Annotated in this window: 21 protein-coding genes and 1 pseudogene; 14 read left to right on the top strand and 8 right to left on the bottom strand. The window is 36.1% G+C overall.

Annotated elements, in window-relative coordinates:
• Positions 1-605: 605 nt before the first annotated feature.
• From AC0L5Q_RS05455 to AC0L5Q_RS05415, 9 genes and pseudogenes are all read left to right on the top strand, one after another.
• Positions 606-791: pseudogene (locus tag AC0L5Q_RS05455) on the top strand (BrnT family toxin); the annotation flags it as partial.
• On the top strand, positions 791-982 hold the full coding sequence (locus AC0L5Q_RS05450; protein ID WP_473615294.1) for a hypothetical protein: 192 nt from the start codon (positions 791-793) through the stop codon (positions 980-982). The pseudogene AC0L5Q_RS05455 and the gene AC0L5Q_RS05450, both read left to right, overlap by 1 nt.
• Entirely contained in the window at positions 972-1139 is a 168-nt protein-coding gene (locus tag AC0L5Q_RS05445; protein WP_473615291.1) for a hypothetical protein, read from the top strand. Before AC0L5Q_RS05450 ends, AC0L5Q_RS05445 begins: the two co-directional genes overlap by 11 nt.
• Positions 1140-1374: 235 nt before the next feature.
• Positions 1375-3099, top strand: coding sequence for a B12-binding domain-containing radical SAM protein (locus AC0L5Q_RS05440; protein ID WP_473615290.1), 1725 nt, complete (start codon positions 1375-1377; stop codon positions 3097-3099).
• 129 nt (positions 3100-3228) lie between these two features.
• Positions 3229-4380 (top strand): saccharopine dehydrogenase family protein, encoded by a 1152-nt coding sequence (locus AC0L5Q_RS05435; protein ID WP_473615286.1) that lies wholly within the window; start codon positions 3229-3231, stop codon positions 4378-4380.
• Positions 4380-4868 (top strand): DUF2269 family protein, encoded by a 489-nt coding sequence (locus AC0L5Q_RS05430; RefSeq protein ID WP_473615282.1) that lies wholly within the window; start codon positions 4380-4382, stop codon positions 4866-4868. Before AC0L5Q_RS05435 ends, AC0L5Q_RS05430 begins: the two co-directional genes overlap by 1 nt.
• An 11-nt stretch (positions 4869-4879) precedes the next feature.
• Positions 4880-5284 carry a DoxX-like family protein gene (locus AC0L5Q_RS05425; RefSeq protein WP_473615278.1) on the top strand — a complete coding sequence of 135 codons (405 nt, stop codon included), beginning with the start codon at positions 4880-4882 and terminating at the stop codon, positions 5282-5284.
• A 57-nt stretch (positions 5285-5341) separates the two neighbouring features.
• Positions 5342-5788 carry a thiol-disulfide oxidoreductase DCC family protein gene (locus AC0L5Q_RS05420; RefSeq protein WP_473615274.1) on the top strand — a complete coding sequence of 149 codons (447 nt, stop codon included), beginning with the start codon at positions 5342-5344 and terminating at the stop codon, positions 5786-5788.
• A gap of 258 nt (positions 5789-6046) precedes the next feature.
• Positions 6047-7357, top strand: a complete 1311-nt coding sequence (locus AC0L5Q_RS05415; RefSeq protein ID WP_473618259.1) for a DEAD/DEAH box helicase — start codon at positions 6047-6049, stop codon at positions 7355-7357.
• Positions 7358-7585: 228 nt separating this feature from the next.
• Here AC0L5Q_RS05415 and AC0L5Q_RS05410 read toward each other — a convergent pair whose 3' ends face one another.
• The 5 genes from AC0L5Q_RS05410 to AC0L5Q_RS05390 form a co-directional block, all read right to left on the bottom strand.
• Positions 7586-8509, bottom strand: coding sequence for a carbohydrate kinase family protein (locus AC0L5Q_RS05410; RefSeq protein ID WP_473615270.1), 924 nt, complete (start codon positions 8507-8509; stop codon positions 7586-7588).
• Position 8510: 1 nt separating this feature from the next.
• Positions 8511-10052: a mannitol dehydrogenase family protein gene (locus AC0L5Q_RS05405; protein WP_473615266.1), complete on the bottom strand. Its 1542-nt coding sequence runs from the start codon at positions 10050-10052 to the stop codon at positions 8511-8513.
• A 155-nt stretch (positions 10053-10207) separates the two neighbouring features.
• Entirely contained in the window at positions 10208-11923 is a 1716-nt protein-coding gene (locus tag AC0L5Q_RS05400) for a purine-cytosine permease family protein (RefSeq protein WP_473615264.1), read from the bottom strand.
• A 171-nt stretch (positions 11924-12094) separates the two neighbouring features.
• The gene (locus tag AC0L5Q_RS05395; protein WP_473615261.1) at positions 12095-13051 is read right to left on the bottom strand and encodes a sugar-binding transcriptional regulator; all 957 of its coding nucleotides are present in this window, start codon (positions 13049-13051) and stop codon (positions 12095-12097) included.
• A 74-nt stretch (positions 13052-13125) separates the two neighbouring features.
• Positions 13126-13803 carry an HAD family hydrolase gene (locus AC0L5Q_RS05390; protein WP_473615258.1) on the bottom strand — a complete coding sequence of 226 codons (678 nt, stop codon included), beginning with the start codon at positions 13801-13803 and terminating at the stop codon, positions 13126-13128.
• A 611-nt stretch (positions 13804-14414) separates the two neighbouring features.
• Here AC0L5Q_RS05390 and AC0L5Q_RS05385 point away from each other — a divergent pair.
• Together AC0L5Q_RS05385 and efpL are read left to right on the top strand one after the other, a co-directional pair.
• Positions 14415-15689: a hypothetical protein gene (locus tag AC0L5Q_RS05385; protein ID WP_473615255.1), complete on the top strand. Its 1275-nt coding sequence runs from the start codon at positions 14415-14417 to the stop codon at positions 15687-15689.
• Between the two features lie 182 nt (positions 15690-15871).
• Positions 15872-16444: an elongation factor P-like protein EfpL gene (gene efpL, locus AC0L5Q_RS05380; RefSeq protein WP_473615251.1), complete on the top strand. Its 573-nt coding sequence runs from the start codon at positions 15872-15874 to the stop codon at positions 16442-16444.
• Positions 16445-16538: 94 nt separating this feature from the next.
• Here efpL and AC0L5Q_RS05375 read toward each other — a convergent pair whose 3' ends face one another.
• Positions 16539-16871 (bottom strand): hypothetical protein, encoded by a 333-nt coding sequence (locus AC0L5Q_RS05375; protein ID WP_473615248.1) that lies wholly within the window; start codon positions 16869-16871, stop codon positions 16539-16541.
• Between the two features lie 319 nt (positions 16872-17190).
• Here AC0L5Q_RS05375 and AC0L5Q_RS05370 point away from each other — a divergent pair, with 319 nt between their 5' ends.
• On the top strand, positions 17191-17589 hold the full coding sequence (locus AC0L5Q_RS05370; protein WP_473615245.1) for a hypothetical protein: 399 nt from the start codon (positions 17191-17193) through the stop codon (positions 17587-17589).
• Positions 17590-17716: 127 nt separating this feature from the next.
• Here AC0L5Q_RS05370 and AC0L5Q_RS05365 read toward each other — a convergent pair whose 3' ends face one another.
• Together AC0L5Q_RS05365 and AC0L5Q_RS05360 are read right to left on the bottom strand one after the other, a co-directional pair.
• On the bottom strand, positions 17717-18232 hold the full coding sequence (locus tag AC0L5Q_RS05365; RefSeq protein WP_473615242.1) for an NUDIX hydrolase: 516 nt from the start codon (positions 18230-18232) through the stop codon (positions 17717-17719).
• Positions 18233-18328: 96 nt separating this feature from the next.
• Positions 18329-19222 carry a LysR family transcriptional regulator gene (locus AC0L5Q_RS05360; RefSeq protein WP_473615240.1) on the bottom strand — a complete coding sequence of 298 codons (894 nt, stop codon included), beginning with the start codon at positions 19220-19222 and terminating at the stop codon, positions 18329-18331.
• A gap of 129 nt (positions 19223-19351) precedes the next feature.
• Between AC0L5Q_RS05360 and metE the strand changes: the two genes are divergently transcribed.
• Together metE and AC0L5Q_RS05350 are read left to right on the top strand one after the other, a co-directional pair.
• Positions 19352-21631, top strand: a complete 2280-nt coding sequence (metE, locus tag AC0L5Q_RS05355) for a 5-methyltetrahydropteroyltriglutamate--homocysteine S-methyltransferase (RefSeq protein ID WP_473615236.1) — start codon at positions 19352-19354, stop codon at positions 21629-21631.
• A 238-nt stretch (positions 21632-21869) separates the two neighbouring features.
• Positions 21870-22175, top strand: a complete 306-nt coding sequence (locus AC0L5Q_RS05350) for a hypothetical protein (protein WP_473615232.1) — start codon at positions 21870-21872, stop codon at positions 22173-22175.
• The last annotated feature ends 155 nt before the right edge of the window (positions 22176-22330 follow it).

The following is a 22330-nucleotide window of genomic DNA, read 5'->3' as shown; positions in this document are numbered from 1 at the left end:
ATACAAGTAGCTATTTTATGATTGCTATAAATTTTATTTTATAGAATAAAATCAGCGCTTATATTCATATCGCTATATTTTAAAAACCGCTAATAAAATAGCGGTTTTTTTTCGTCTGTAATTTGTTGTTTATTTATATGTTTGTATAGTAGATTAGTTGTTGCTGATTTTATTATGAAATTAACTTTCGTCAGAGAGTAAAAGTAGTTTTCACAAGGACTAAGCAATAGATGGATTTAACACCTTACCTTAATATGATATTCAGTGCCGTTTGGTACTTAATAGCCATATTGATTATTGTTTTAAAGTCAGCATACGTATCTAGTTTGATGGCTATAGGATAGAAGCGTATATTTTTTAATTATTCAAGGAGCGAACTTTGAATAAAATCGATCTTCATCTGCATACAATCCCTGATTAGGTTTATAATTAGTCTGTAATTACTAAAAATAGTCAGTTCTCTGGCTAACTTACAAACCAAAGGAGATAAAATGGAATTTGAATGGGATGATGTGAAAAGTGTTATAAATAAACAAAAGCATAATATTGATTTTTCTGACGCTGTTCATGTATTTATTGATGCTTAGAGAGTTTATCGAAAAGATACACGAAAGAATTACGGCGAAGATCGCTATCAAACTATAGGTATGACTAAGTTTGGTATACTGATGATTGTATATACTTTTCGAGATAATGATGGTGTAACCCGTTTGATTAGTGCTAGAAAAGCTAATAGTCGAGAAAGAAAATCATATGAATTAGGTTTTTTAAAACCCTTTAAGGAGTTGTAATGGCAATTAAACGAATCAAGCTGGAAGATATTTGTAAGTCGGAAGGAACAACTGATAAGAGTGTAATTGATAATATGACTGAAGCCGATATTAAGCGTGGTATATTGTCAGATATTGATTCACCAAACATCACAGATAAAGAGCTGGAAGAGTTTAAACCCGTTCCAAAAGGAGGTGAAAATGAAAGTTAAACTAGAAAATATTGAAAAAAGTGTAGGTTCAACAAACTGGACATCAGTAAAGAAACAAACAGATGCTGATATTGAAAGAGCCGCTAAAACGAGTGAAGCGAAATTACTGACACCGGTTGAGTTATCGCAACTATGTCGAACCAATAGCACAAAGTGACAGAAGGCTGCTTTTGTACATTGATCTGTTCATTAGGTAATTAAAAATCGCTAAATTATTAGCGATTTTTTTCGTCTAAAATTTAATGAATATCAAGCATAGGTATTGTAGACCAGATTTTTACTTTATTATTAATTGCTTAAATAAGATTACTGAATAACTTCCTCATTCCCCGTATAATCCCTGAATCATCTTTAAAACCATCAACAGACCCAATCAAGGTATTCAATTCAGTATGACTGAGCAAAATAAACATCCCGACATAGCGGTTACACAGATTCATTCAACTGAAGAGAATACTACAGATTTATCTAGCACAACTTCGCCAGATTTAAACACGCCAAACTTTATTGAAGTTGCTCCACAGCTTTCTTCTACAGGTGAAGATATCAACAATAATGCTGATGTAGTTACTTATGTTGAAAACAATAGGGCTGAAAATGATGGTGCGCCTAAAATTGTACTTGCTACGCTTAACGCTCGATATTTTCATACCAGTTTTGGTTTACGTTATTTGTACGCTAATTTAAAAGAGCTACAGCCGCTTTGCGAGATTCAAGAATTTATTATTCAAACGCGCGCTATCGATATTGTTGAGCAAATTTTAGCGTCTAAACCTACTATTGTTGGCTTTGGTGTTTATATTTGGAATATTGTTGAAACCACTGATGTTGTGAGCTTATTAAAAGTAATAGCGCCTGAAATCAAGGTGGTGTTAGGTGGGCCAGAAGTCAGTTACGAAACTGAAGAACAGCTTATTGTTAAGTATTCTGACTATGTTTTAACGGGTCCTGCAGATATTAGTTTTTATGAGCTGTGTAAAAACATACTCAATAACAAGTTACCCGACAAAAAAGTGCTTAAGTCGCAACCTGTAGGGTTAGAAGATATTGCTTTGCCGTATGAATATTACACCGATGAAGATTTAACACATCGCTTGCTTTATGTTGAAGCGTCGCGTGGTTGTCCGTTTAAATGTGAGTTTTGTTTGTCGTCTTTAGACAAAGCCTCTACGCCGTTCGAGTTAACAACCTTCCTTGAGCAAATGGAAATTTTGTATGAACGTGGCGCGCGTAACTTTAAGTTTATTGATAGAACCTTCAACTTAAACATTAAAACCACAATGCAAATTATGCAGTTCTTTTTAGACAGAATGACTGACGATCTTTATCTTCATTTTGAAGTGGTGCCTGATCATCTTCCTAGAAAACTCAAAGAATTGTTAGCGCAGTTTCCTGAGGGTAGTTTGCAGTTCGAAATTGGTATTCAAACCTTCAACGTTGAAGTGCAAAAAAACATTAGCCGTAAGCAAAACAATGCTAAGTCGAAAGAGAACTTACTTTGGTTAAGAGATCATACTTCAGCGCATATTCATGCCGATTTGATTTTTGGTTTACCTGGCGAAACCTTTGATACCTTTAAAGATAGCTTTAATCAGCTTTACCATTGTCGACCACACGAAATTCAAATGGGTATTTTAAAACGTTTAAAAGGTAGCCCCATTATCAGGCATACCGAAGCGTTCGATTTACGTTTTAATCCGTTACCACCGTTTAATATTTTAAGTACCGACAGAGTTAGCTTTCCTACGATGCAACGTATTAATCGCTTTGCTCGCTATTGGGATATGATTGGTAATTCAGGTCGTTTTAAATATTCGTTACCACATATATTATCGGACGAACCGTTTGATGATTTTATGGCGATTACCGAATGGATTTTTAACAAAACAGGACAAATACATAAAATTAATTTGAAGAAGTTGTTTGAGTTGATTTCGCAATCGGTTGAAGCTTTATACCCTGAAAAGCATGCGTTAGTGATTGAAAAAATAGAACAAGATTATGAAGCCGCTAAATTGAAAAGCTTGTTCAGTAGTCTTAATCTTTACGCTGTTCCGCAAGTAGCGCAAGTAGTTAAGAATAAGTCGTTACAACGACAACAACGTCACATGAGTTAGTAATTATTACGGGTGGTTCTATTTTAGGCTTAGCTTCTGTGTTTATGTTACATAAAGTGTGCTTATACCGTGGTTGATTAGTACCACAATTTATTATGAAATTGATGAATAATTAAAGGGAAGTAACAAGTGAAAAATATAGTTGTTCTTGGTGGTTACGGAAATTTCGGTAAAAGGATTGTTGAAAACCTGTCAGAAGTTGAGGGGATAAACATACTAATCGCTGGCAGAAATTTAAGTAAAGCATCAGCATTGGTTGAAAGTTTAAAGGATTCTGCATCCGCTAGTTTAGCTCCGTTGGTTATTGATATATTTGCTGATGATTTTGCTCAACAGCTAGCGACTATTTCCCCATTTCTTGTTATTCATACAAGCGGTCCATTTCAAGGGCAAGATTACCGAGTGCCTAAAGCATGTATAGATTGTGGTGCTCATTATATTGATTTAGCTGACGATCGTAGATTTGTTTGTGACATTGCCGAGCTAGACAAGCAAGCGAAAGAAAAAGGTGTGTTGATTGTTAGTGGAGCGAGCTCTGTACCTGGATTATCTTCAGCCGTTGTCGACTTTTATCAAAATCAGTTTAGCGCTATTGAATCGATAAATTTAGCCATTGCACCGGGTAATAAAGCTGAACGTGGTTTAGCAACCGTTGAGGCTATATTGTCTTACACAGGTCACCCTTTAAATGTGTTTAAAGAAGGTCGTTGGCAAAATGTATATGGTTGGATGGATTCTAAGGTAAACGACTTTGGTGGCTTTGTTGGTAAACGTTATTTAGCCAATGTGGACGTACCTGATTTAGAGTTATTCCCTAAGCGCTATAGCGTTTCACAACAAGTAAGTTTTCAAGCAGGATTAGAGCTGCCAATACTGCACTTAACTATGGTTGGTATGGCTTATCTGTCAAAAATAAAGCTTGTAAAAAACTGGGCACCGTTATCAAAAACTATTGTTAGCGCGAGTAATATATTTTTACCCTTTGGTAGCGACCAAGGAGCGATGGAGGTACTTATTAGTGGTAAAGGCATTAGTGGAAATTCAAAACAAGTAAAGTGGACCTTGTACGCACCTAAAGGTAACGGTCCTTATATTCCAACACTTTCAACCATTATTTTAGCAAAAAAACTGCTTAGTTCTGAAGGTACTCATAAGATAGAAAGCGGTGCTAAGTCTTGTGTAGGCTTATTACAGTTAAGCGACTTTAGTTCATCTTTTGATGCTTTAGATATTGTATTTGAAGATAATTTGTCTCGTGAAGCACAAGTTCAGGAAACATAATGGGGACTTTTTTAATGGAAAATTACTTAACCCTCAAATTAATTCATATTTTAGCGGCTGTTATCGTAACGGGCACTGGTGCGGGCATTGCTTTTTTTATGTTTATGGCTAATCGTTCTAATAATCCACAAGCTATTTATATTACTACTAAACATGTAATTTTAGGCGACTGGATATTTACAACACCTGCGGTTATTACTCAAATAGTTAGCGGAATATTTCTAATGAACATGCAAGGTTATTCATTCTCGTCACCTTGGTTTTATTGGGTATTAGGATTGTTTGTTTTTATTGGACTTTGTTGGTTACCTGTTTTGAGAATTCAATACAAATTACGTGAACTAGCCGAAATGTCGGTTAATGCTAATGTAGTAACACCTGAGTTTAAGTCGTTAATGAGAACATGGGTATTGCTGGGTATACCTGCCTTTTTAGCTATATTAGGTATTTTCTGGTTAATGGTTTTTAAACCGTTCCCATTAGTTTAAAGGAATTCTGAGTGAATAAGGTTAACCAAAAAACATTAAATAAAGCAGCGCGATTTTCATTAGCCTTTTTATGGATTTTTACGGGATTAACCTCAGTGTATTTCTCTCCCAACATAGGTTATCAAATATTAGCTAGCGCCAATATCACAGGAATGCTTGCCGATATAGCGATTAATGCGGGCGGTATATTAGACATAATGCTTGGTGTTTGGTTAATTACTTCATTTAAAATCAAGGTATGCTGTATTGTGCAAGTGAGTGTTATTGTACTTTATACGATACTGTTAACTTTTATTGATGCGAGTTTTTGGTTGCATCCGTTCGGACCTATTACTAAGAATATTCCGATCATTGTTTTGATTGGTTATTTATACGCAAGTCATGTTAATTCTGTTCAATCAAAGCCTGAACATTAAAATTAATAACTAAAGAAATGCTGGTAAGTTAAAGGATTAAATTAACAAGGAAAGCTCATGCCCGTTGTAAAATACCCACCTCATATTACTGAAAACGACTGCGTTATTTTATTCGATGGGGTCTGTAAGCTTTGTAACGCGTGGAGTCAGTTTATTATTAAGTACGACACGCAGCAGCTTTTCAAATTATGCAGTGTCCAATCGCCAGAAGGGCAGAGCATATTAAAACACTTTAATATGCCAACAGAACATTTCGACACTATGTTATATGTAGAAGGTAATCAGTGTTTTGATAAGAGCGACGCATTCTTACATATTATAAATAAGTTAGGGTACCCGTGGCGTGTGTTGTACGTATTCAAAATATTGCCAAAGCCGATAAGAAGCTGGCTGTATGATCGTATTGCTCTTAATCGTTACGCTTTATTTGGTAAGTACGATACCTGCATGTTACCCACGCAAGAGAATGAAAGCAGATACCTTAAAGCAGAAAATAAAAAGTAAGCTTTAACCCTATTATGCGTAATACTCCTTTATTTTGAATTAAACCAAAACGTTGAACAATGAATTATTCCTGTTGCAAAGTGACTTCAGTAAGTATTCAATGGGTTTATTTATGAATATCTAATTTCACTAACTTACCCGCTTTAAATAAGTTAAAATAGCCGCAATTATTTTAGCTTTAAGCCCTTTATATTAATGACCTCTGCCAAAAACACTGATTCAACTCATGTTGCTACCACAGCTACAACCATACCTACAATGCCTGCCAGCTTTACAGAACTTGGCCTTATTCCCCAATTATTAGCTCGATTAATTGAGCTGGAATACCAGCAGCCAACGCCTATTCAAGCGCGAGCTATTCCTAGTGTGTTAGCTGGGCGCGATTTAATTGCAGGGGCAAATACAGGGTCGGGTAAAACGGCGACTTTTGCATTGCCTATTTTGCAGCAGCTTTCTAAAAGTAAAGACGCTGAAAAAGCTTCAGGTAAAAGTGTAAGTAATAAAGGTAACTTTGTTACTCAATTAATTTTAGTACCTACGCGCGAATTAGCTAAGCAAGTGGCTGATAGCATTAAGTCGTACGCGGTACATTTTAATGGCGAAATAAAAACAGTGGCTGTGTTTGGTGGTGTGTCAGCTAATACACAAATGCTGGCGTTACGTGGTGGTACAGATGTTTTGGTGGCAACGCCGGGTCGATTACTCGATTTAATTTCAAGTAATGCGATTAAACTCGATAAGGTTAAAACCTTAGTGCTTGATGAAGCCGACCGCATGTTAAGTTTAGGTTTTACCGAAGAGCTAACAGCGCTCTTAGCTTTATTGCCCACTAAAAAACAAACTTTATTGTTTTCAGCAACTTTTCCTGATCAGGTAAAAGCTTTAACGCAAAAATTACTGAATAACCCGATTGAAATACAAGTACAAAGTGCTGACGCAAGTACCTTGGTACAACGTGTATTTGAGGTGAACAAAGGCGAGAAAACAGCGGTGTTAGCCCATTTAATTATTCAGCATTCGTGGCGACAAGCGCTTATTTTTGTAAATGCTAAAAACAGTTGTGAACATTTAGCGGCAAAGCTTTCTAAACGCGGCATTACGGCTGAAGTGTTTCATGGCGACAAAGGTCAGGGCGCTCGTAGTAGAGTACTTGAAGGCTTTAAGAGTGGTGAAATAGAAGTATTAATTGCTACCGACATTGCTGCACGTGGTTTAGATATTGAAAAACTACCTGTTGTTATTAACTTTGATTTACCTCGAAGCCCGTCTGATTACATGCACCGTATTGGTCGAAGTGGTCGTGCTGGCGAAGTAGGTTTGGCTTTATCGCTGATTGATCATGAAGATTATCATCACTTTAAAGTGATTGAGAAAAAGAACAAAATTTGGCTTGAACGCGAGCAAGTTGAAGGCTTTGAAGTTGACGAAAATACCATTGATGCTTTGCTGGCTGAGTTTGCCGAACAAACAAAACCTATGGCTGCACCGGCTGGAAGCGGTAAGAAAAAGCGTAAAAAGAAACCCACCATTAATGCTGATATTTGGCTAAATAGCGGTGATGATGAGTAAACTTTTGTATTGAGTTAAATAACCTCAACTCAGGATAAGCAAAGTTACTCAACAAGTTATTTTTACGCCTAACTTCGTTGAATTTATTACTAATAGCCAGCTATTAGGTAGAAAAATTCGCCTTGTTATACGCAAAAATATCAATGTTGAGAGACTAATATAGCTTAGGAAAACAATAATACACATTAAGCTGTTGATAAATAATTGCTTTAATTGTTTACTACCTATTTAAGAGGTTGGATTCATAAACTGTTCAATTTCCTCCATTGACAGTTCAGGTGTGGCACCTTGGCTTTGTGCCACCATAGCGCCAACAGCACAGGCAAAGTTAACTGCGTATTGTGCATTGGTGGTGTTACATAGTTGATAAATTAATGAACCTAAAAATGAATCGCCAGCTCCTACCGTATCTACGACTTTAATTAAAAAGCCTGAGTTGTAGTAATTTTTATCATTAATTTTAAGTAATGCACCGTGATTACCTTTGGTTACGCACATGTAAGGTGTATTGGTTTTTTCTGCAATAAACTCTAAATTTTGTTCTAGCGAGTTAAATTTAGAACCCATCGCGTAAGCTATTTCGTATAACTCATCATCGTTTAGTTTAATAAAATTAGCGGCTTGCATTAACTCTATTAAGGTTTCAATGTTGTAATGGGGTTTGCGTAAGTTTACGTCAAACACTTTAAATTGAGCGACATTTATTAGCTGCTTTAAAGTGTTTAACGAGGTTTCTTGACGAGCAACTAAACTGCCGTATACAAAAATATCTGACGATTGTACTTGTTCGATAAGGGCAGGGGTTAAGTCAATATTATCCCAAGCGGTATCTGCAACAATTTCGTACGATGCTGAGCCACTTTTGTCTAACGTAACTTGTACTGTACTGGTTTTTTTATCGGGATTGACAGCGATAAAGTGGGTGTTCATTTCGCGTTCTGTAATCACGTTAAGTAGTTCGTTGCCTAAGGTGTCTTTGCCAACGGCGCTGATCATATTGGCTTTAATGCCAAGAGAGTTTAAGCGCAAACATACATTTAAAGGTGCGCCACCTAAACGCTTACCGCTACTAAAACAATCCCATAGTACTTCACCAAAACAATTAATAGTGATATCGCTAGGGGCTTTATGATTAATAAATAAACTGTTCATGTTATTTTCCTTTAGCAAGGGTATGGTATTTTTGCTCAAGCGTGTTTTTCATTATGGTTTTAATGTTACTTGTTGGCGAATATAACGCGTTAATTGCTGTTGTATAATTTTCACTAAAATCAGCTTGATTAATTAAATTGTCGAATAAGCTCGTTAACTTTAAAAAAGCGAGTTGGTCGGTACGAGTTTGTTGAGCATACTCTGCTAGTTCGTCACGCATTGCGTCTTGAATATCTAACGGATTATTCGCTTGGTTTACCTGTTTGTCGCTGTATAAACACCAAGTGGCAATCACTAAAGTGGCTAAAGAGCAATCGCGACCTGCGGCTAAGTTTTCGTTAATAGAGGCAATTAAAAATTTAGGCAATTTGGCTGAACTTTCAGAACAAATACGCGCGAGGCTGTCTTTAATATTTGGATTTGAAAAACGCTCTATTAATGTGTCTTTGTATTCTTCTAAATCAATACCGTCTAATTTATCTAATAACGGCGTAACTTCTAAGTCCATAAATGCACGTAGGTATTGTGCAAAATCTTTGTCGGATACAGTTTCGTCTATCGTGGCATAACCATGAATAGAACCTAATAAACCAAGTACTGAATGGCCTGCGTTTAATAAACGTATTTTCATTTTTTCAAAAGGGGTTACGTCTGTTACAAACTGTGCACCGGCTAAATTCCAGTTAGGTCGGCCGTCGCTAAAATTGTCTTCAATTACCCATTGCGAAAACGATTCACAGGTAATTGGCCACTCGTCGGTTAAACCATAAGTTTTAGTAACGTAGTCAATATCTGTTTTTGTTGTTACTGGCGTTATACGGTCAACCATAGCATTTGGAAATTCAACATGTGTTTTAATCCATTGGCTTAACTCAGGATCTTGCTGCTGGGTAAACGTAAGTAACATTTTTCGTGTTACGGCGCCGTTATGTTGAATGTTGTCGCAAGACTGTACCGTAAAGGGGTTCATACCTTTGTTTTTACGTATTTGTAATGCTGCAGCAATATAACCAAATGCTGTTTTTGGGTCGTTAGGGTTAGCAATATCGTGTGCGATGCCTTCGTTTAATAAATCAAGTTCGCCTGTAGTAGGGTGTAAGTTGTAACCCCCTTCGGTAATGGTTAACGAAACTATTTTAGTTTCGCTATGAGCTAATTTGTCTATAACGGTTTGTTTGTTGTCAGGCGCGAAGATGAAATCAATCATCGAACCAATAACTTTGTTGTCTATTTGGCCATTAGGGTGGCGTACCACTAACGAATATAAGTAGTCTTGTTTAACTAAAATATCACGCAAACCACGGTTGTTTTCTAATAAACCTACACCACAAATTGCCCACTGTTCTGACCCCGGTGTTTTCAATAATTCATTAATGTACATAGCTTGATGCGCACGATGAAAACCACCGACACCAATATGAACAATACCTGCGGTTAACTGGCTACGATCATAAGTAGGAATATCAATATGGCTAGGTAAGTTAGCTAATGTAAGTTGGTTTAATGAACCGTTTTGTGTTTCATTTAGTGTGGTGTTTGTCATGTGTTTGGCCTTACTTAATAGGATTAAACCTAAAAATAAATTAGGGTAACTGTTTTGTAGTTACTCAATTTTTTATGTTAAACGCAGCACATTAGCGTGTTGTTAGTTAACCTAAACGTTAATGTGCGCGTGTTTATTAGTTTGTATTACTGTTGTTAGTTGTTGAGTGCTTTTTGGCGCTTAAGAGATGCATAAGCACTAGCAAAATAAACGATAGTAAAAATGAAACAGTAATATTCAAATTGCACTTTGTTTGTGTCGTATATGTCCATCGTTGAGCTGAAAAACATAACTTGGGTAGCAAACGCGGTAATAATAAGTAACGAAACTGTTGATACCGCATTTAATATTTTGCTTATTGTGCTGGTGTCTTCAACAAAGGGTGTGTCGTTTCGCGCTTCTTCTGTTTGGTAAGCAACAATCTGTTTTTGTTCAAGGTTTTCAGCAGCAACCTCTTTTGTGTAGTCTTTATCAGCACCGTATTTTTTTGCTAATACGGTGTAAACAACAATACTGAAAATCCATGTAGGAATGAATAAGTAGTAGAACGACATAACATCTAAAATATTTAAGCCAAAACCGAATACTAAAGCTAAGGCCCAAGTTGCTATGGCTGGTACGCTGCGAGATATATTTTGATACTTAGCCCAGTAACGCGTTAAACCAATTTTTGGAAATAACACATGCTCAGCAAATACGATGCCGCCTACAGGAACAACTAATAAACCTGCGTAAGTTAATAGCGGTAACATTTGCGAAAATACAAAAGGGAAACAGGCAATAATAACAGTAACAACACCTACAATAGCGGTTGTTTTTTCGCGTGATTGATTAACAAAAATAGACTGTGCAGCTAAACCTGCGCGGTATAAATTAGCGTTAGCCGTTGTCCAGCCAGCAATAATAATTATCACAAAACCGGTTAAACCTAATGCGTGGTAAGCCACATCACCTGGATCTAACGAAGTGATGGTTGTTTTAAGTAATACGGCTGCACCAGCGCCCATAATACCTGCAGATATCCATGCTAAGTAATGGCCAAAGAACATACCAACACCTGAGAATAAACCGTAACTTTTACGTTTAGCAAAACGAAATATTGCCATGTCGATTAAACCAAAGTGAGTAATAGAGTTAGCTGCCCATGCAAAGCCGATAACTTCAAATAAGCCGATACCTTTTTCACCATCACTGGTGAAGCCTGTCCAAATGGAACTGTCGCCAATGGTAATAAAGTCGCTCCAACCACTAAGAGTTGTTGTGCCTAATACATGGTTAGATAAAGCAGGGAATAGGGTAAACGAACCGGCAATAAAAATAACAAATAACCAAGGGGCACAAATTTTAGAAAAGTCAGCTACCGTTGAAAAGCCATACATAGCAACAAACACCACGATAGATCCTACGGCGAGCACAATAGCGACAAACCAAAAACTGTTGGGGTACCAATTGAGCTGAGCTGGAATGTCGAACAAAAACCTAACCGCGGTGGAAGATACGGTGATCATGGCGGCTGATATTACGGAGAATATCACAACATTTGCCCAGTTATAGAGCTTGGTCATAGAATTACCCGCAATTTTATTGAGGTAATTGTATAAGCTTAAGCGTGTTTCAACAGCGATAGGTGCTGTTAATAACCACCAAGAACACATGGCTAATAAATTACCGATTAATAAACCCAGTAAAATATCAGTAGTTGCAGCGCCTAATGCGACGAAGGTTGCACCTATTACAAATTCAGTTGCGGCTACATGCTCCCCAGCATATAAACCTGCAAAATGTTTCCACCCATGCAATTTGTTTTTTGCAACTGGCATTTGTTCTTCATTTATATTACTAAATGAGTTATCTCTATGAATATTGGCCATTTTTTGCTTTCCTTCTATCATGGCTGTTAAATAAACAGTGCATGATATGTGTTTTGAAATTGAAACGTTTTATGAATAATATTTAACCGTTTCATCTTATTTTAAGTAGCGTTGTCCGCAGTTATAAACCAAGGCTTTAACTGTGGAGCTACTTTTTGGGACTTACTTTAATTACATGCTAAGTATGGCTTTGGCGGTATACTCATTTGTAATTAATGAATTTATTAATTTACCTTTAAGGGCTGCATGAATTGCTTTGACTTTATCGCTACCTGCAGCAATACCATAAACAGGTTTACTGGCATTAATGGTTAACGGAGAACTTACCACTCGCTCGTTGGTGGTATTATTAAGGAGTTGACCATTTTCATCATATAACCAACTAATAATTTCGCCTTGTGCACCATCGTTTTTTACGCTTTCAAGCTCAAAGTCGTTAATAAAACCGTCTAATAATAAAGGGGAGTTTTCGGTAATTTGGCCTATACCGACAAAAGTAGCGTCAGCTTGCTCAATTAAGCTAAAAATACTTTTTACGGGTTTAAGGCTGTGCAATATTTGTTTTTCTGCAACGGTTGATGCAATAACAGGAAGCGGCATCGGGAAGTGTTTAGCATTAACTTTATTGGCCATGGTTACCACAATATCAAAAGCTGAGGCTGAACCATCTGCCATCATATTACCTAATAATGAAACTATTTTGTGCTGCTGACATTGCATTGAAGGTAGCTCGTCGATACAAGCTTTTAATGCTCTACCTGTACCAAAAGCTAAAGTTTTAGGTGTGTCTGATTTTAAATAACGTTCTAATATAGTGGCTCCACACTGGGCTAAACCGTAACTAGAATTTGGGGCGTTAGGATCGCTCGGCACTATTTCGCATTCAAGTAAGTTAAATGTATCTTTTAGCTGTTGGGCTAATTCCATACATTCGGTAATAGGATGCTCTAAACGTACTTTAATTAACCCTTCATTTACTGCAAGGGCAACTAAACGTTGTGCTGACTGACGAGAAACTTCTAACTTTTGAGCTATTTCGTCTTGTGTGTTTTTAGCTACGTAATAAAGCCAAGCAGCACGCGCAGCATCTTCTAAGCGTTTTAGTTCTGAATTTGATTTGTTATCCATAAGGATGCCTTTGTTTAGTTATTTTTATTTATTATTTTATTTTTTTTGTGTGGCACTTAGTAATGCCTATCTAACTATTTATTTGCCATAAGTGCTGGCTGCAATGTTATAAACGTATCCCAATGTTGCATTACCGTAACGTTTGGAAACTGTATTGAAACCGCATGAGTTGCATCAGACATATGTAACCCACCTTTATAGTGAATAACTTGCATACCTGCAGATAATGCGGCGGTTACTCCCGCCATGCTGTCTTCAATAACCAAACAATTTTCTGGTGCTACTTTCATTGTTTTAGCGGCATGCAAAAATAAATCAGGTGCCGGCTTACCATTTTTAACTTCGCTAGCGGTAAAAACAGTTTCTTTAAAAAAAGGTGTTAAGCCAACAAGACTTAATGCTTTTTCAGTACGTTGCGGGCTACTGCTTGTTGCTAAACAAAACGGTACGCTAAGCTGAGACAAAACTGTTTTAATACCTTTGGTGGTTTGTAAATTACTCTCAAACGCTGTTAATAGTGCAATACGGTATTCGTTTTCAAAATTATTGTGCAGCTTTACATTAAACGCTTTATGTATTTTTTCTTTTACTGAGCTAAAACTACATCCTAAAAAATGCTGTTGGATGTAGTTGATATTAATCTCTATACCTATGGTAGATAATTGCTCAATAAGTACCGTAGCGCTGATAATTTCGCTATCAATTAATACACCGTCACAGTCAAAAATAATCAATTCAATGTTCGCGTTCATGTTTTACCTTTTACCTAGTTTTTGTATAAGCAACTTAGCATAAAACTTCAGTGCATTTACACCGAACCACTTTAACGTAATTAAATACCTATGATGAGCATTTGCCATCAGGTTGGGCGTAAGCTCCAATGTTGGGCATAATCCCACCAAGAAAGTGCAATGTCAATCTTTTATCGTGTGATTTTTAATCAAAAGAAAAGTTAAAAAACCGTGAATGTAAGTAAAGTTATTTAATTTCATATATTTAGTGTTTATTAAAAATATATTCATATTTGATCATTACACGTTTATTCATGAAAAAAGATCCGTTTATTTTACTTTTTTGCACCTTTTTTGACATTTTTAACCTGAGGTTTAGCTCAAATTTTTAAATTTAAGAGGATATTTAACGTACAAAAAATTATTACTCTAAAAATTAAATTCTTAATTTATTGAATTTAAAGTGAAATATATTTTTAAAATTTATAGGGAATCTATTTTTTAATTATTAGTGGTTGACGATATAAATTTGCTTTGGGAATATGCCCGCAAAAAGAGCTTATGCTCAGTGGTGTTTGTGAAGATAAACAACTGAAGAATTCATACTGCCAAACTAAAAAATTAGGATAATAATGATGATTAAAACAAAACTAATGAAATCGACCCGTACTTTAATTTCAACCAGTGTTTTGGCGGTTGGGCTAACACATTCAGCAAATGCCGCAGAATTTTTTGATGGGAGAGTTGATGCTAAAGTTTTACTTATGCAAGGCTATCAATCAATAGAAGCTAATGCTGGCGCATTTGAAAATATAAACACAAATATGTCGTCAGGTTTTCAGCGTTTACGTTTTAACATAGAGTTAGCCGTTAAAATTAATGATTATGTGACTGCTTATGCAGATCTTGGCGAAGAACCCAACGACTTTGGTTCAGACGACCAGTTTGAAATATCGCAAGATTTAGCTTATATCGATTTAGACATTTTAGGCCTAGCCGACAAAGCCGATGAAAATACGCAATGGTTATTTAGAGCTGGGAACATTGTTTCTACTGTATTTGATTATCGTGGCTATTCTGATGGGGCTGCCGTACAAAAAAATCCTCTTATTGGTAATTCACCTATCGATTTTGTAACGGCTGAATCAGGTATTCAAACGTTATGGTCGAAAAAAATCATGGGTTCTACTATTACTAAAGTGAATGCTGATGTTGGACTTTCAGTACCGACCTTTTTTGAAGACTATGGTAGCGACAAAGGATATAACGTATTTGGTAGAGCGTCTATTAATACCAATTTAGGTTTAGATGTAGGATTAGGTTGGTTTGTGAGTGATTTAGGTGACCAAGTTGCTAGCCGAGAATTTGCTAATATTCAAACCGCTGGGCTTATTCAAGGCGATGGCGACAATTATAATTTTGTATCATCAGGCACCAATTCACGTGATACTCATGCTGGATTACTACCCGGTTTAAATGCCAATATTTTACAAATAAATGCTCAGTACCAAGCAAGTGCTAGTACTTTATTAAGAGCTTGGGCAGGAATTGCGAAAGACGATTACAGCTTTGTAGACAGTAACGGTAAACAAACTGTAGCGAGTAAAGCGATAGGCTATCAAGAAATAGAAAGTAAAATTCATTACTATGCGATTGAAGCGACACAATACATAAAACCAGAAAGCTTATATTTAGCGACGCGTTATAGTTCTATTACTAACGCAAGCGATGGTGTTTCAGGCGATAAAGACTTAACACGTTTTCAAGTCGGTTTAGGTTGGTGGGTAGCAAGTGGCACGTTAGTTAAAGCTGAATATGTTAAACAGTCTGAAGGTAATGCCTCTGCTGGGCAAATAGGATCTGATTGGGATGGTATCACGGCTGAAATATCTGTGTTTTTTGATTAACGATTTGTAACCTTATTGGTAAAAGTACCGCTAAATGGAATGAACAATCCGCTTAGCGGTATTTTTTTAGTTACAGTTTAGCTTAGTAAACTTAAGATAAGTAAACATTTAACTGATAAATTCTTGCATAAAATCCAGTTCATGTTATTTTTCTCACATTCATTATTTTAAGGAAGTTTTTCATGCCAAAGGCAAGTGAAGTTAAAAAGAATACTGCGATAGAATATAACGGCGGTGTTTACATTATTAAAGATATTGAGCGTTCAGTTCCGCAAGGTCGTGCAGGTGGTAGTTTATACCGTATGCGTATGTACGATGTGGTAACAGGCCATAAAGTTGATGAAACATTTAAAGATAGCGATATGCTTAAATTGGCTGAATTAACACGTCGTCCGGTTATGTTTTCATACATTGATGGCGACCAATATGTATTTATGGACAATGAAGATTACACGCCATATAACCTAAATGCAGACGCAATTGCTGACGAAATACGTTTCATTAGTGAAGATACGGAAGGTTTGTTACTTATATCAATTGATGATGCGCCTGTAGGTATCGATTTACCAGCAAGTGTTGAATTAGTGATCACTGAAACTGACCCATCAATTAAAGGTGGTTCTGCTACGGCTCGTACTAAACCTGCTGTGCTTTCAACCGGTTTAACTGTACAAGTACCTGAGCATATTTCTACTGGCGATAAAATTAAAGTAAACACGGCTGAATGTAAATTTATGGGCCGTGCTGATAAGTAAATAGATGCGCTGATTGTTTTTACTTAGCGCAATAAAAAACCTCAATAATGTCATGTTATTGAGGTTTTTTTGTTTTTAGTTGGGGGGTAATAAACTAGCGTGGTGTTCTTGCCGCTTCGTCAGTCATGTTAAATACTTGCATGGTTACACTACTCACGTTACCGCCTGTATCAGGAAAGTTAACCGTTATAGTATTGTTTTCTTTTAATAAATCGTAGCTTACGGGTATTTCAAGTACACCAAAAAATTCAGGTCGTGTTTTTAAATCGTGACCTCGAATATCTTCAATAACAGCGACTTCAGCTCCATTAATTTTAACAACAGGGGTCAGCGATTTATTGTGCGCTCTGCCAACACCCAATCGAATAACTGCTTCACCGTAAGTACTATTTAACCTCAGCTCGGGATAAGCAAAGTTACTCAACAAGCTATTTTTATGCCTAACTTCGTTGAATTTATTACTAATAACTAGCTATTAGATAGAAAAATTCGCCTTGTTATACACAAAAATATCAATGTTGAGAGACTAATATAACTTAGGAAAACAACGATACAGATTAAAGTTTTGATAAATAATAATTTTAATTCATTATCTAACATTCATTAACCCGAGTTGGGGCTATTTACATTAACGTCTTTAATTATTGTTATATTCTTATTGACTATTAGTATGTATATCTTTACTTTAGCTTATTCTATTTAGCTTCTTAATGAGGTTTAAAAGTTCATTTTAAAAAGGAAAGTTTATGACTAAATTATTTATGTTTTTTATACTTGTTGTAACAAGTTTTACTTCTTTAGCTGAGCCTGAGGTTGATAAGCCGCCGAAAGATTCAATTCTTTTAACGGTTTTCTTAAAACATGATCACAGTAAGAACTTAGATGAAATTCAAGAGATTTTAAAAGAGCAAGGCTTCTTTGATAAGTTTCCGCCAAAAGGCGTTTCTGTTGTAAGTTGGTATGTGATGATGGGCATTGGACAAGTGGTTACGTTAGAAGTACCCGCACACAAACTTAATGAAGTTAATCTTGCTATTGAGAGAAGTGCTTGGAAGGCATTTACGACTGAGTTTTATCCTACCTATAATTTATATCCTATTTATAAAGATAGATTGAAAAACAAAGCTAAAGTGTCATACAAGTAAATTTTGAGGTTAAATAGTGAGGGCAGAATAGTAGATAGGTGAATATTGTCGCTATTTTGTTCTACTTATTATGTATTTAACCTGAACTCTGGTTAAGCTATTTTACTCAGTAATGAAAGCTGAGAATTTAAAGCAACTCTTCTACTATCTTTTTCAATAAAAAAGTTTCACGTACTATTGATAAACCTTTTTTAGCGCTTTTAGCGAGCGTTTTTTCGTTATGTTTTATGGCTTGATGAATGTTCATCCAAACGGGAGTCATACCATTTTGTATTTCGTAGCTTTCTAGCTCTGTTGCACGTAATTCATCATCAATGTTACATACGTAGCAATACGACTCCATATGCACTATATCAAAGTCGCTTTTATGCCAAGGTCGATATTCTTCATATAAACCAAAGGGCTGAATGTCAGTAACATTATGAGCACCGGTTTCTTCACGTAGTTCTCTGATCAAACCTTCTATATTACTTTCACCTTCGTCAATGCCACCACCGGGTAAGGTATAGTCGTGATATCTTTGAGTATATAAAAGCAGTATTTGATCACCATTAAGTACAATAGCGCGAGCCGCTTTACGTGTAAAACATGAGTTTGAAAGGTCTGAAACGTCAGGATGCACGGTAGATTTTAATAATTTCATTATATGTTTTAACTCGGTTAATCAAATGGGTACAAAGGTAAAATCAGTACTGATTTTACCTTATTGAATAAACAAAAACTATGATGGGAGTCAGTATTACTTAGCTACACTAAGCTGACTGGCAATATCAATAAAGCTTTGAATATATTCAATTTCAATATCTTTCTCACGTAAGCCTATAAATATTTGTTTATCAATTCCGTGTTTACCTAGCTTTATACCTTTGATGGGTAATGTTTTTGAATACTCTTTTACTAGCCACGCAGGAAGAGCTGAAACACCACGTTTACTGGCTACCATTTGCAGCATAATGTCGGTTGTTTCAATTACTTTATGTTTATGTGGGCTACATTGCTCAAGGGTTAAAAATTTACTAAAAATATCAAGGCGTTCAGTTTCTACGGGATAAGTGATTAATGTTTCATTATTTAAGTCTTGGGGTTTTATAAAGCTTTTATTTGCCAATGGATGATCTTTATGAGTGACTAAAACAAGCTCGTAATCAAAAACGGGTAGGTAAGTTAAGCCTTTTTTGAAGAGCGGATCTGGCGTTACTAAAGCATCTATGTCGTGGCTGAATAATGCGCCTAAACCTCCAAACTGAAAGCGTTGTTTTACGTCTAAATCGACATCGGGCCATTGTTCTAAATAGGGTGAAACTACGGTTAATAACCACTGGTAACAAGGATGACACTCCATTCCTATTCTTAATGAACCGCGTTTACCTTTCGCTATTTGTGCGATTAAGTGCTCAGTATGTTCAAGCTGTGGAAGGGTGCGGTTAGCTAACGATAATATATGTTCGCCTGCTTGAGTTAGTCGTAAATTTCGGCCTTCTTTCGACCAAATTTTAATACCTAATTGACCTTCTAATTTTTTAATTGCGTGACTTAAGGCTGACTGAGTTAGGAATAGCGCATTGGCTGCTTCGGTTAGTGTGCCTAATCGGTCTACTTCTCTTATTATTGATAAATGTGTTCTTTCAATCATATGATGTTTTGTTTTTTATAAAACCTACCCATGAGTTTAATTCATAGAACTATGTATTTATATCATTATTTTTCATGAATGAGCTTGCGTACAATTTGCTTATATCATTTATGAAAGGAAATAATACACATGGCAATTTTACACAATCTTGGTTTTTCACGCATTGGCGCTAAGCGCGAACTTAAATTTGAATTAGAGAAATTTTGGAAAAAAGAGATAACAGAAGCTGATTTAGAAACCACAGCATTAACCCTTAGACAAACCCATTGGAATAACCAAGAAGCTTTAGATTATGTGCCCGTTGGCGACTTTTCTTTTTACGATCAAGTATTAGATACCAGCTTTTTATTAGGTAATATTCCTGATCGAGTACAAGGTTTAGCAGGTAATTCGTTAGACAATTATTTTAGAATTGCACGAGGACGTTCGGCGAACGATAGTGCTTGTAGCTGTGTAAGTGCAGGCGAAATGACCAAATGGTTTGATACAAATTACCATTACATAGTTCCAGAGTTTTCAAGTAGTACAACTTTTGAATTGAATAGCGAACGCTTAGTTAGTCAAATTAAAGAAGCACAAGCGTTAGGTTATAAGGTTAAGCCGGTTATTTTAGGTCCTGTTTCATATTTATGGTTAGGTAAAGAAACCGATAACTCTGAAAAAATAAACTTACTTGAACAAATTTTACCGGTTTATCAACAGCTATTAAATAACATTGCTGCACTAGGCGTAGAGTGGGTGCAAATTGATGAGCCTATATTAGTTACCGAGTTAGACAATAACTGGCAACAAGCAATAAATACCACTTACAAAGTGTTAAGCCAGTGCGGTAGTAAAATTTTACTCGCTACCTATTTTGGTGAGCTAAAAGAAAACTTACCGTTAGTTTGTGAGTTACCTGTTGACGGTGTGCATTTAGATACGATTAACGCAAAAAGTGAAGTACAAAGCTTAATTGATAATATCAGTGAAGAAAAAGTTGTTTCTCTAGGTGTGGTTAATGGTCGAAATATTTGGAAAACAGATATTAATGCACTGTTAACTTGGTTAGAACCATTAGCTAAAAAGCTTCAAAATAGATTATGGGTAGCGCCGTCTTGTTCTTTATTACATGTGCCTGTTGATTTAACAAATGAAGTAAAACTTGATGCTGAGATAAAGAGCTGGTTGTCTTTTGCGATTCAAAAATTAGAAGAATTATCGTTAATACATCAGGTATTAAATAATGGCCGCGATGCTTATCAAACCGAGTTAGCATTAAATGCACAGGCAATACAAAGTCGAGAGCTTTCAAGCAGAGTAAATAATTCAGCTATTAAAGCTAAAGTTGCGGCTATTACACCAGCGCTTGCTTTAAGAAAGTCAGCTTATGCTGAACGTAGCCAACTACAACGCACTATTTTTAATTTACCTTTGTACCCAACCACAACCATTGGTTCTTTTCCTCAAACCGCTGATATTAGAAAAACCAGACAACAATTTAAGAAGGGTGAAATTAACCTAGCTCAATACACGGAATTTATGAAAAATGAAATATCGCAATGTATTGATATTCAACATGAATTGGGGCTTGATGTATTGGTGCATGGTGAACCTGAACGAAACGATATGGTTGAATATTTTGGCGAGCAGCTTGATGGCTATGCCTTTAGTGAAGCAGGTTGGGTTCAGTCTTACGGTTCACGTTGTGTGAAACCACCTATTATTTTTGGTGACGTTTCACGACCTAAAGCCATGACGGTAGAATGGACTAAATACGCACAATCGTTATCAACAAAACCAATGAAAGGCATGCTGACAGGGCCCGTGACTATTCTAAATTGGTCTTTTGTAAGAGACGACCAACCACGTTCAACTACTTGCTTACAATTAGCGTTAGCCATAAGAGACGAAGTGTTAGATTTAGAAAGTGCAGGCATCAACATTATTCAAATAGATGAAGCAGCATTAAGGGAAGGACTACCTTTAAGGCAATCGCAATGGTCGCAGTATTTAGATTGGGCGATACAGTCATTTAAAATTACTGCTAATGGTGTAAGCGATAAAACGCAAATTCATACTCACATGTGTTATTCGGAATTTAACGATATTATTGGTGCTATTGCTGATATGGATGCTGATGTTATTACTATTGAAACATCGCGTTCTAACATGGAATTGTTAGATGTGTTTGACGAATACAAATATCCAAATGAGCTAGGGCCTGGTGTATATGATATTCATACCCCTAATATTCAGTCAGAAAACTACATGGTTGAGTTGATTGAAAAAGCACAAAAGCGTATACCTGCAGAACGTTTATGGGTAAACCCTGATTGTGGCTTAAAAACAAGACAGTGGGAAGAAGTCAAACCGGCATTACATAACATGGTGAAAGCAGCTCAAATTTTAAGAGCTAAAGCAAGCTAAGCTCGGGATAAGCAAAGTTACTCAACCAGCTTTTTTACGCCTAACTCCGTTGAATTTATTACTAATCGCTAACATTCATTAACCCGAGTTGAGGTAAGTTAAGCTTTATTTAATGGTATTAGATAAATACGATTAGCAAAATATTTTAGCGAATGTTTTGCTATTTTCCTTATTATGAATTTTTTTTATGAAGTATCAGGTCTACTAAGGTGAGATAAAATATTAGCCGGAGGAGCTTATGTGTAGTTCACCAAAACCTAAAACTCAAGTTAAAGGCACAAAGACTGTAGGTGGCAGTATTTTGTCGAGTATATCTACTCAGAGCCGAATTCGATTTACAGAGCGAGCTAATTTAGCGCAAGAACGACGGGATCAAATTAAATTAGAAGAAAGGCAAAAAGCCATGCAGCTTAAAGCTATTCATAAAAGAAATGAAATGAGAATACTTAAAAAGAAACAAAGTCGTTTAAGTTACTGGTTACTAAGTGCCAGTTTGAAAGAAATCATTCAACTACTATTTTTGGGTAAATCTAAATCTATTTAACCTGAACTCAGTTTAAAAGATGTTTAACAAAATGAAATATAAAAAAATAGTTAACCTCAACTAGGGATAAGCAAAGTTACTCAACAAGCTATTTTTATGCCTAACTTCGTTGAATTTATTACTAATAGCTAGCTATTAGATAGAAAAATTCGCCT

It is taken from the genome of Pseudocolwellia sp. G5-9 (assembly GCF_055808995.1).
This window is presented reverse-complemented; position numbering and strand designations above follow the sequence as displayed.

What these genes read in the sequence shown, in the direction of transcription:
- AC0L5Q_RS05450 (WP_473615294.1), top strand. Translation starts at nt 791, where the DNA reads ATGGCAATTAAACGAATCAAGCTGGAAGATATTTGTAAGTCGGAAGGA.
- AC0L5Q_RS05445 (WP_473615291.1), top strand. Translation starts at nt 972, where the DNA reads ATGAAAGTTAAACTAGAAAATATTGAAAAAAGTGTAGGTTCAACAAAC.
- AC0L5Q_RS05440 (WP_473615290.1), top strand. Translation starts at nt 1,375, where the DNA reads ATGACTGAGCAAAATAAACATCCCGACATAGCGGTTACACAGATTCAT.
- AC0L5Q_RS05430 (WP_473615282.1), top strand. Translation starts at nt 4,380, where the DNA reads ATGGGGACTTTTTTAATGGAAAATTACTTAACCCTCAAATTAATTCAT.
- AC0L5Q_RS05420 (WP_473615274.1), top strand. Translation starts at nt 5,342, where the DNA reads ATGCCCGTTGTAAAATACCCACCTCATATTACTGAAAACGACTGCGTT.
- AC0L5Q_RS05415 (WP_473618259.1), top strand. Translation starts at nt 6,047, where the DNA reads ATGCCTGCCAGCTTTACAGAACTTGGCCTTATTCCCCAATTATTAGCT.
- AC0L5Q_RS05410 (WP_473615270.1), bottom strand. Translation starts at nt 8,509, where the DNA reads ATGAACAGTTTATTTATTAATCATAAAGCCCCTAGCGATATCACTATT.
- AC0L5Q_RS05405 (WP_473615266.1), bottom strand. Translation starts at nt 10,052, where the DNA reads ATGACAAACACCACACTAAATGAAACACAAAACGGTTCATTAAACCAA.
- AC0L5Q_RS05400 (WP_473615264.1), bottom strand. Translation starts at nt 11,923, where the DNA reads ATGGCCAATATTCATAGAGATAACTCATTTAGTAATATAAATGAAGAA.
- AC0L5Q_RS05395 (WP_473615261.1), bottom strand. Translation starts at nt 13,051, where the DNA reads ATGGATAACAAATCAAATTCAGAACTAAAACGCTTAGAAGATGCTGCG.
- AC0L5Q_RS05390 (WP_473615258.1), bottom strand. Translation starts at nt 13,803, where the DNA reads ATGAACGCGAACATTGAATTGATTATTTTTGACTGTGACGGTGTATTA.
- AC0L5Q_RS05385 (WP_473615255.1), top strand. Translation starts at nt 14,415, where the DNA reads ATGATGATTAAAACAAAACTAATGAAATCGACCCGTACTTTAATTTCA.
- efpL (WP_473615251.1), top strand. Translation starts at nt 15,872, where the DNA reads ATGCCAAAGGCAAGTGAAGTTAAAAAGAATACTGCGATAGAATATAAC.
- AC0L5Q_RS05370 (WP_473615245.1), top strand. Translation starts at nt 17,191, where the DNA reads ATGACTAAATTATTTATGTTTTTTATACTTGTTGTAACAAGTTTTACT.
- AC0L5Q_RS05365 (WP_473615242.1), bottom strand. Translation starts at nt 18,232, where the DNA reads ATGAAATTATTAAAATCTACCGTGCATCCTGACGTTTCAGACCTTTCA.
- AC0L5Q_RS05360 (WP_473615240.1), bottom strand. Translation starts at nt 19,222, where the DNA reads ATGATTGAAAGAACACATTTATCAATAATAAGAGAAGTAGACCGATTA.
- metE (WP_473615236.1), top strand. Translation starts at nt 19,352, where the DNA reads ATGGCAATTTTACACAATCTTGGTTTTTCACGCATTGGCGCTAAGCGC.
- AC0L5Q_RS05350 (WP_473615232.1), top strand. Translation starts at nt 21,870, where the DNA reads ATGTGTAGTTCACCAAAACCTAAAACTCAAGTTAAAGGCACAAAGACT.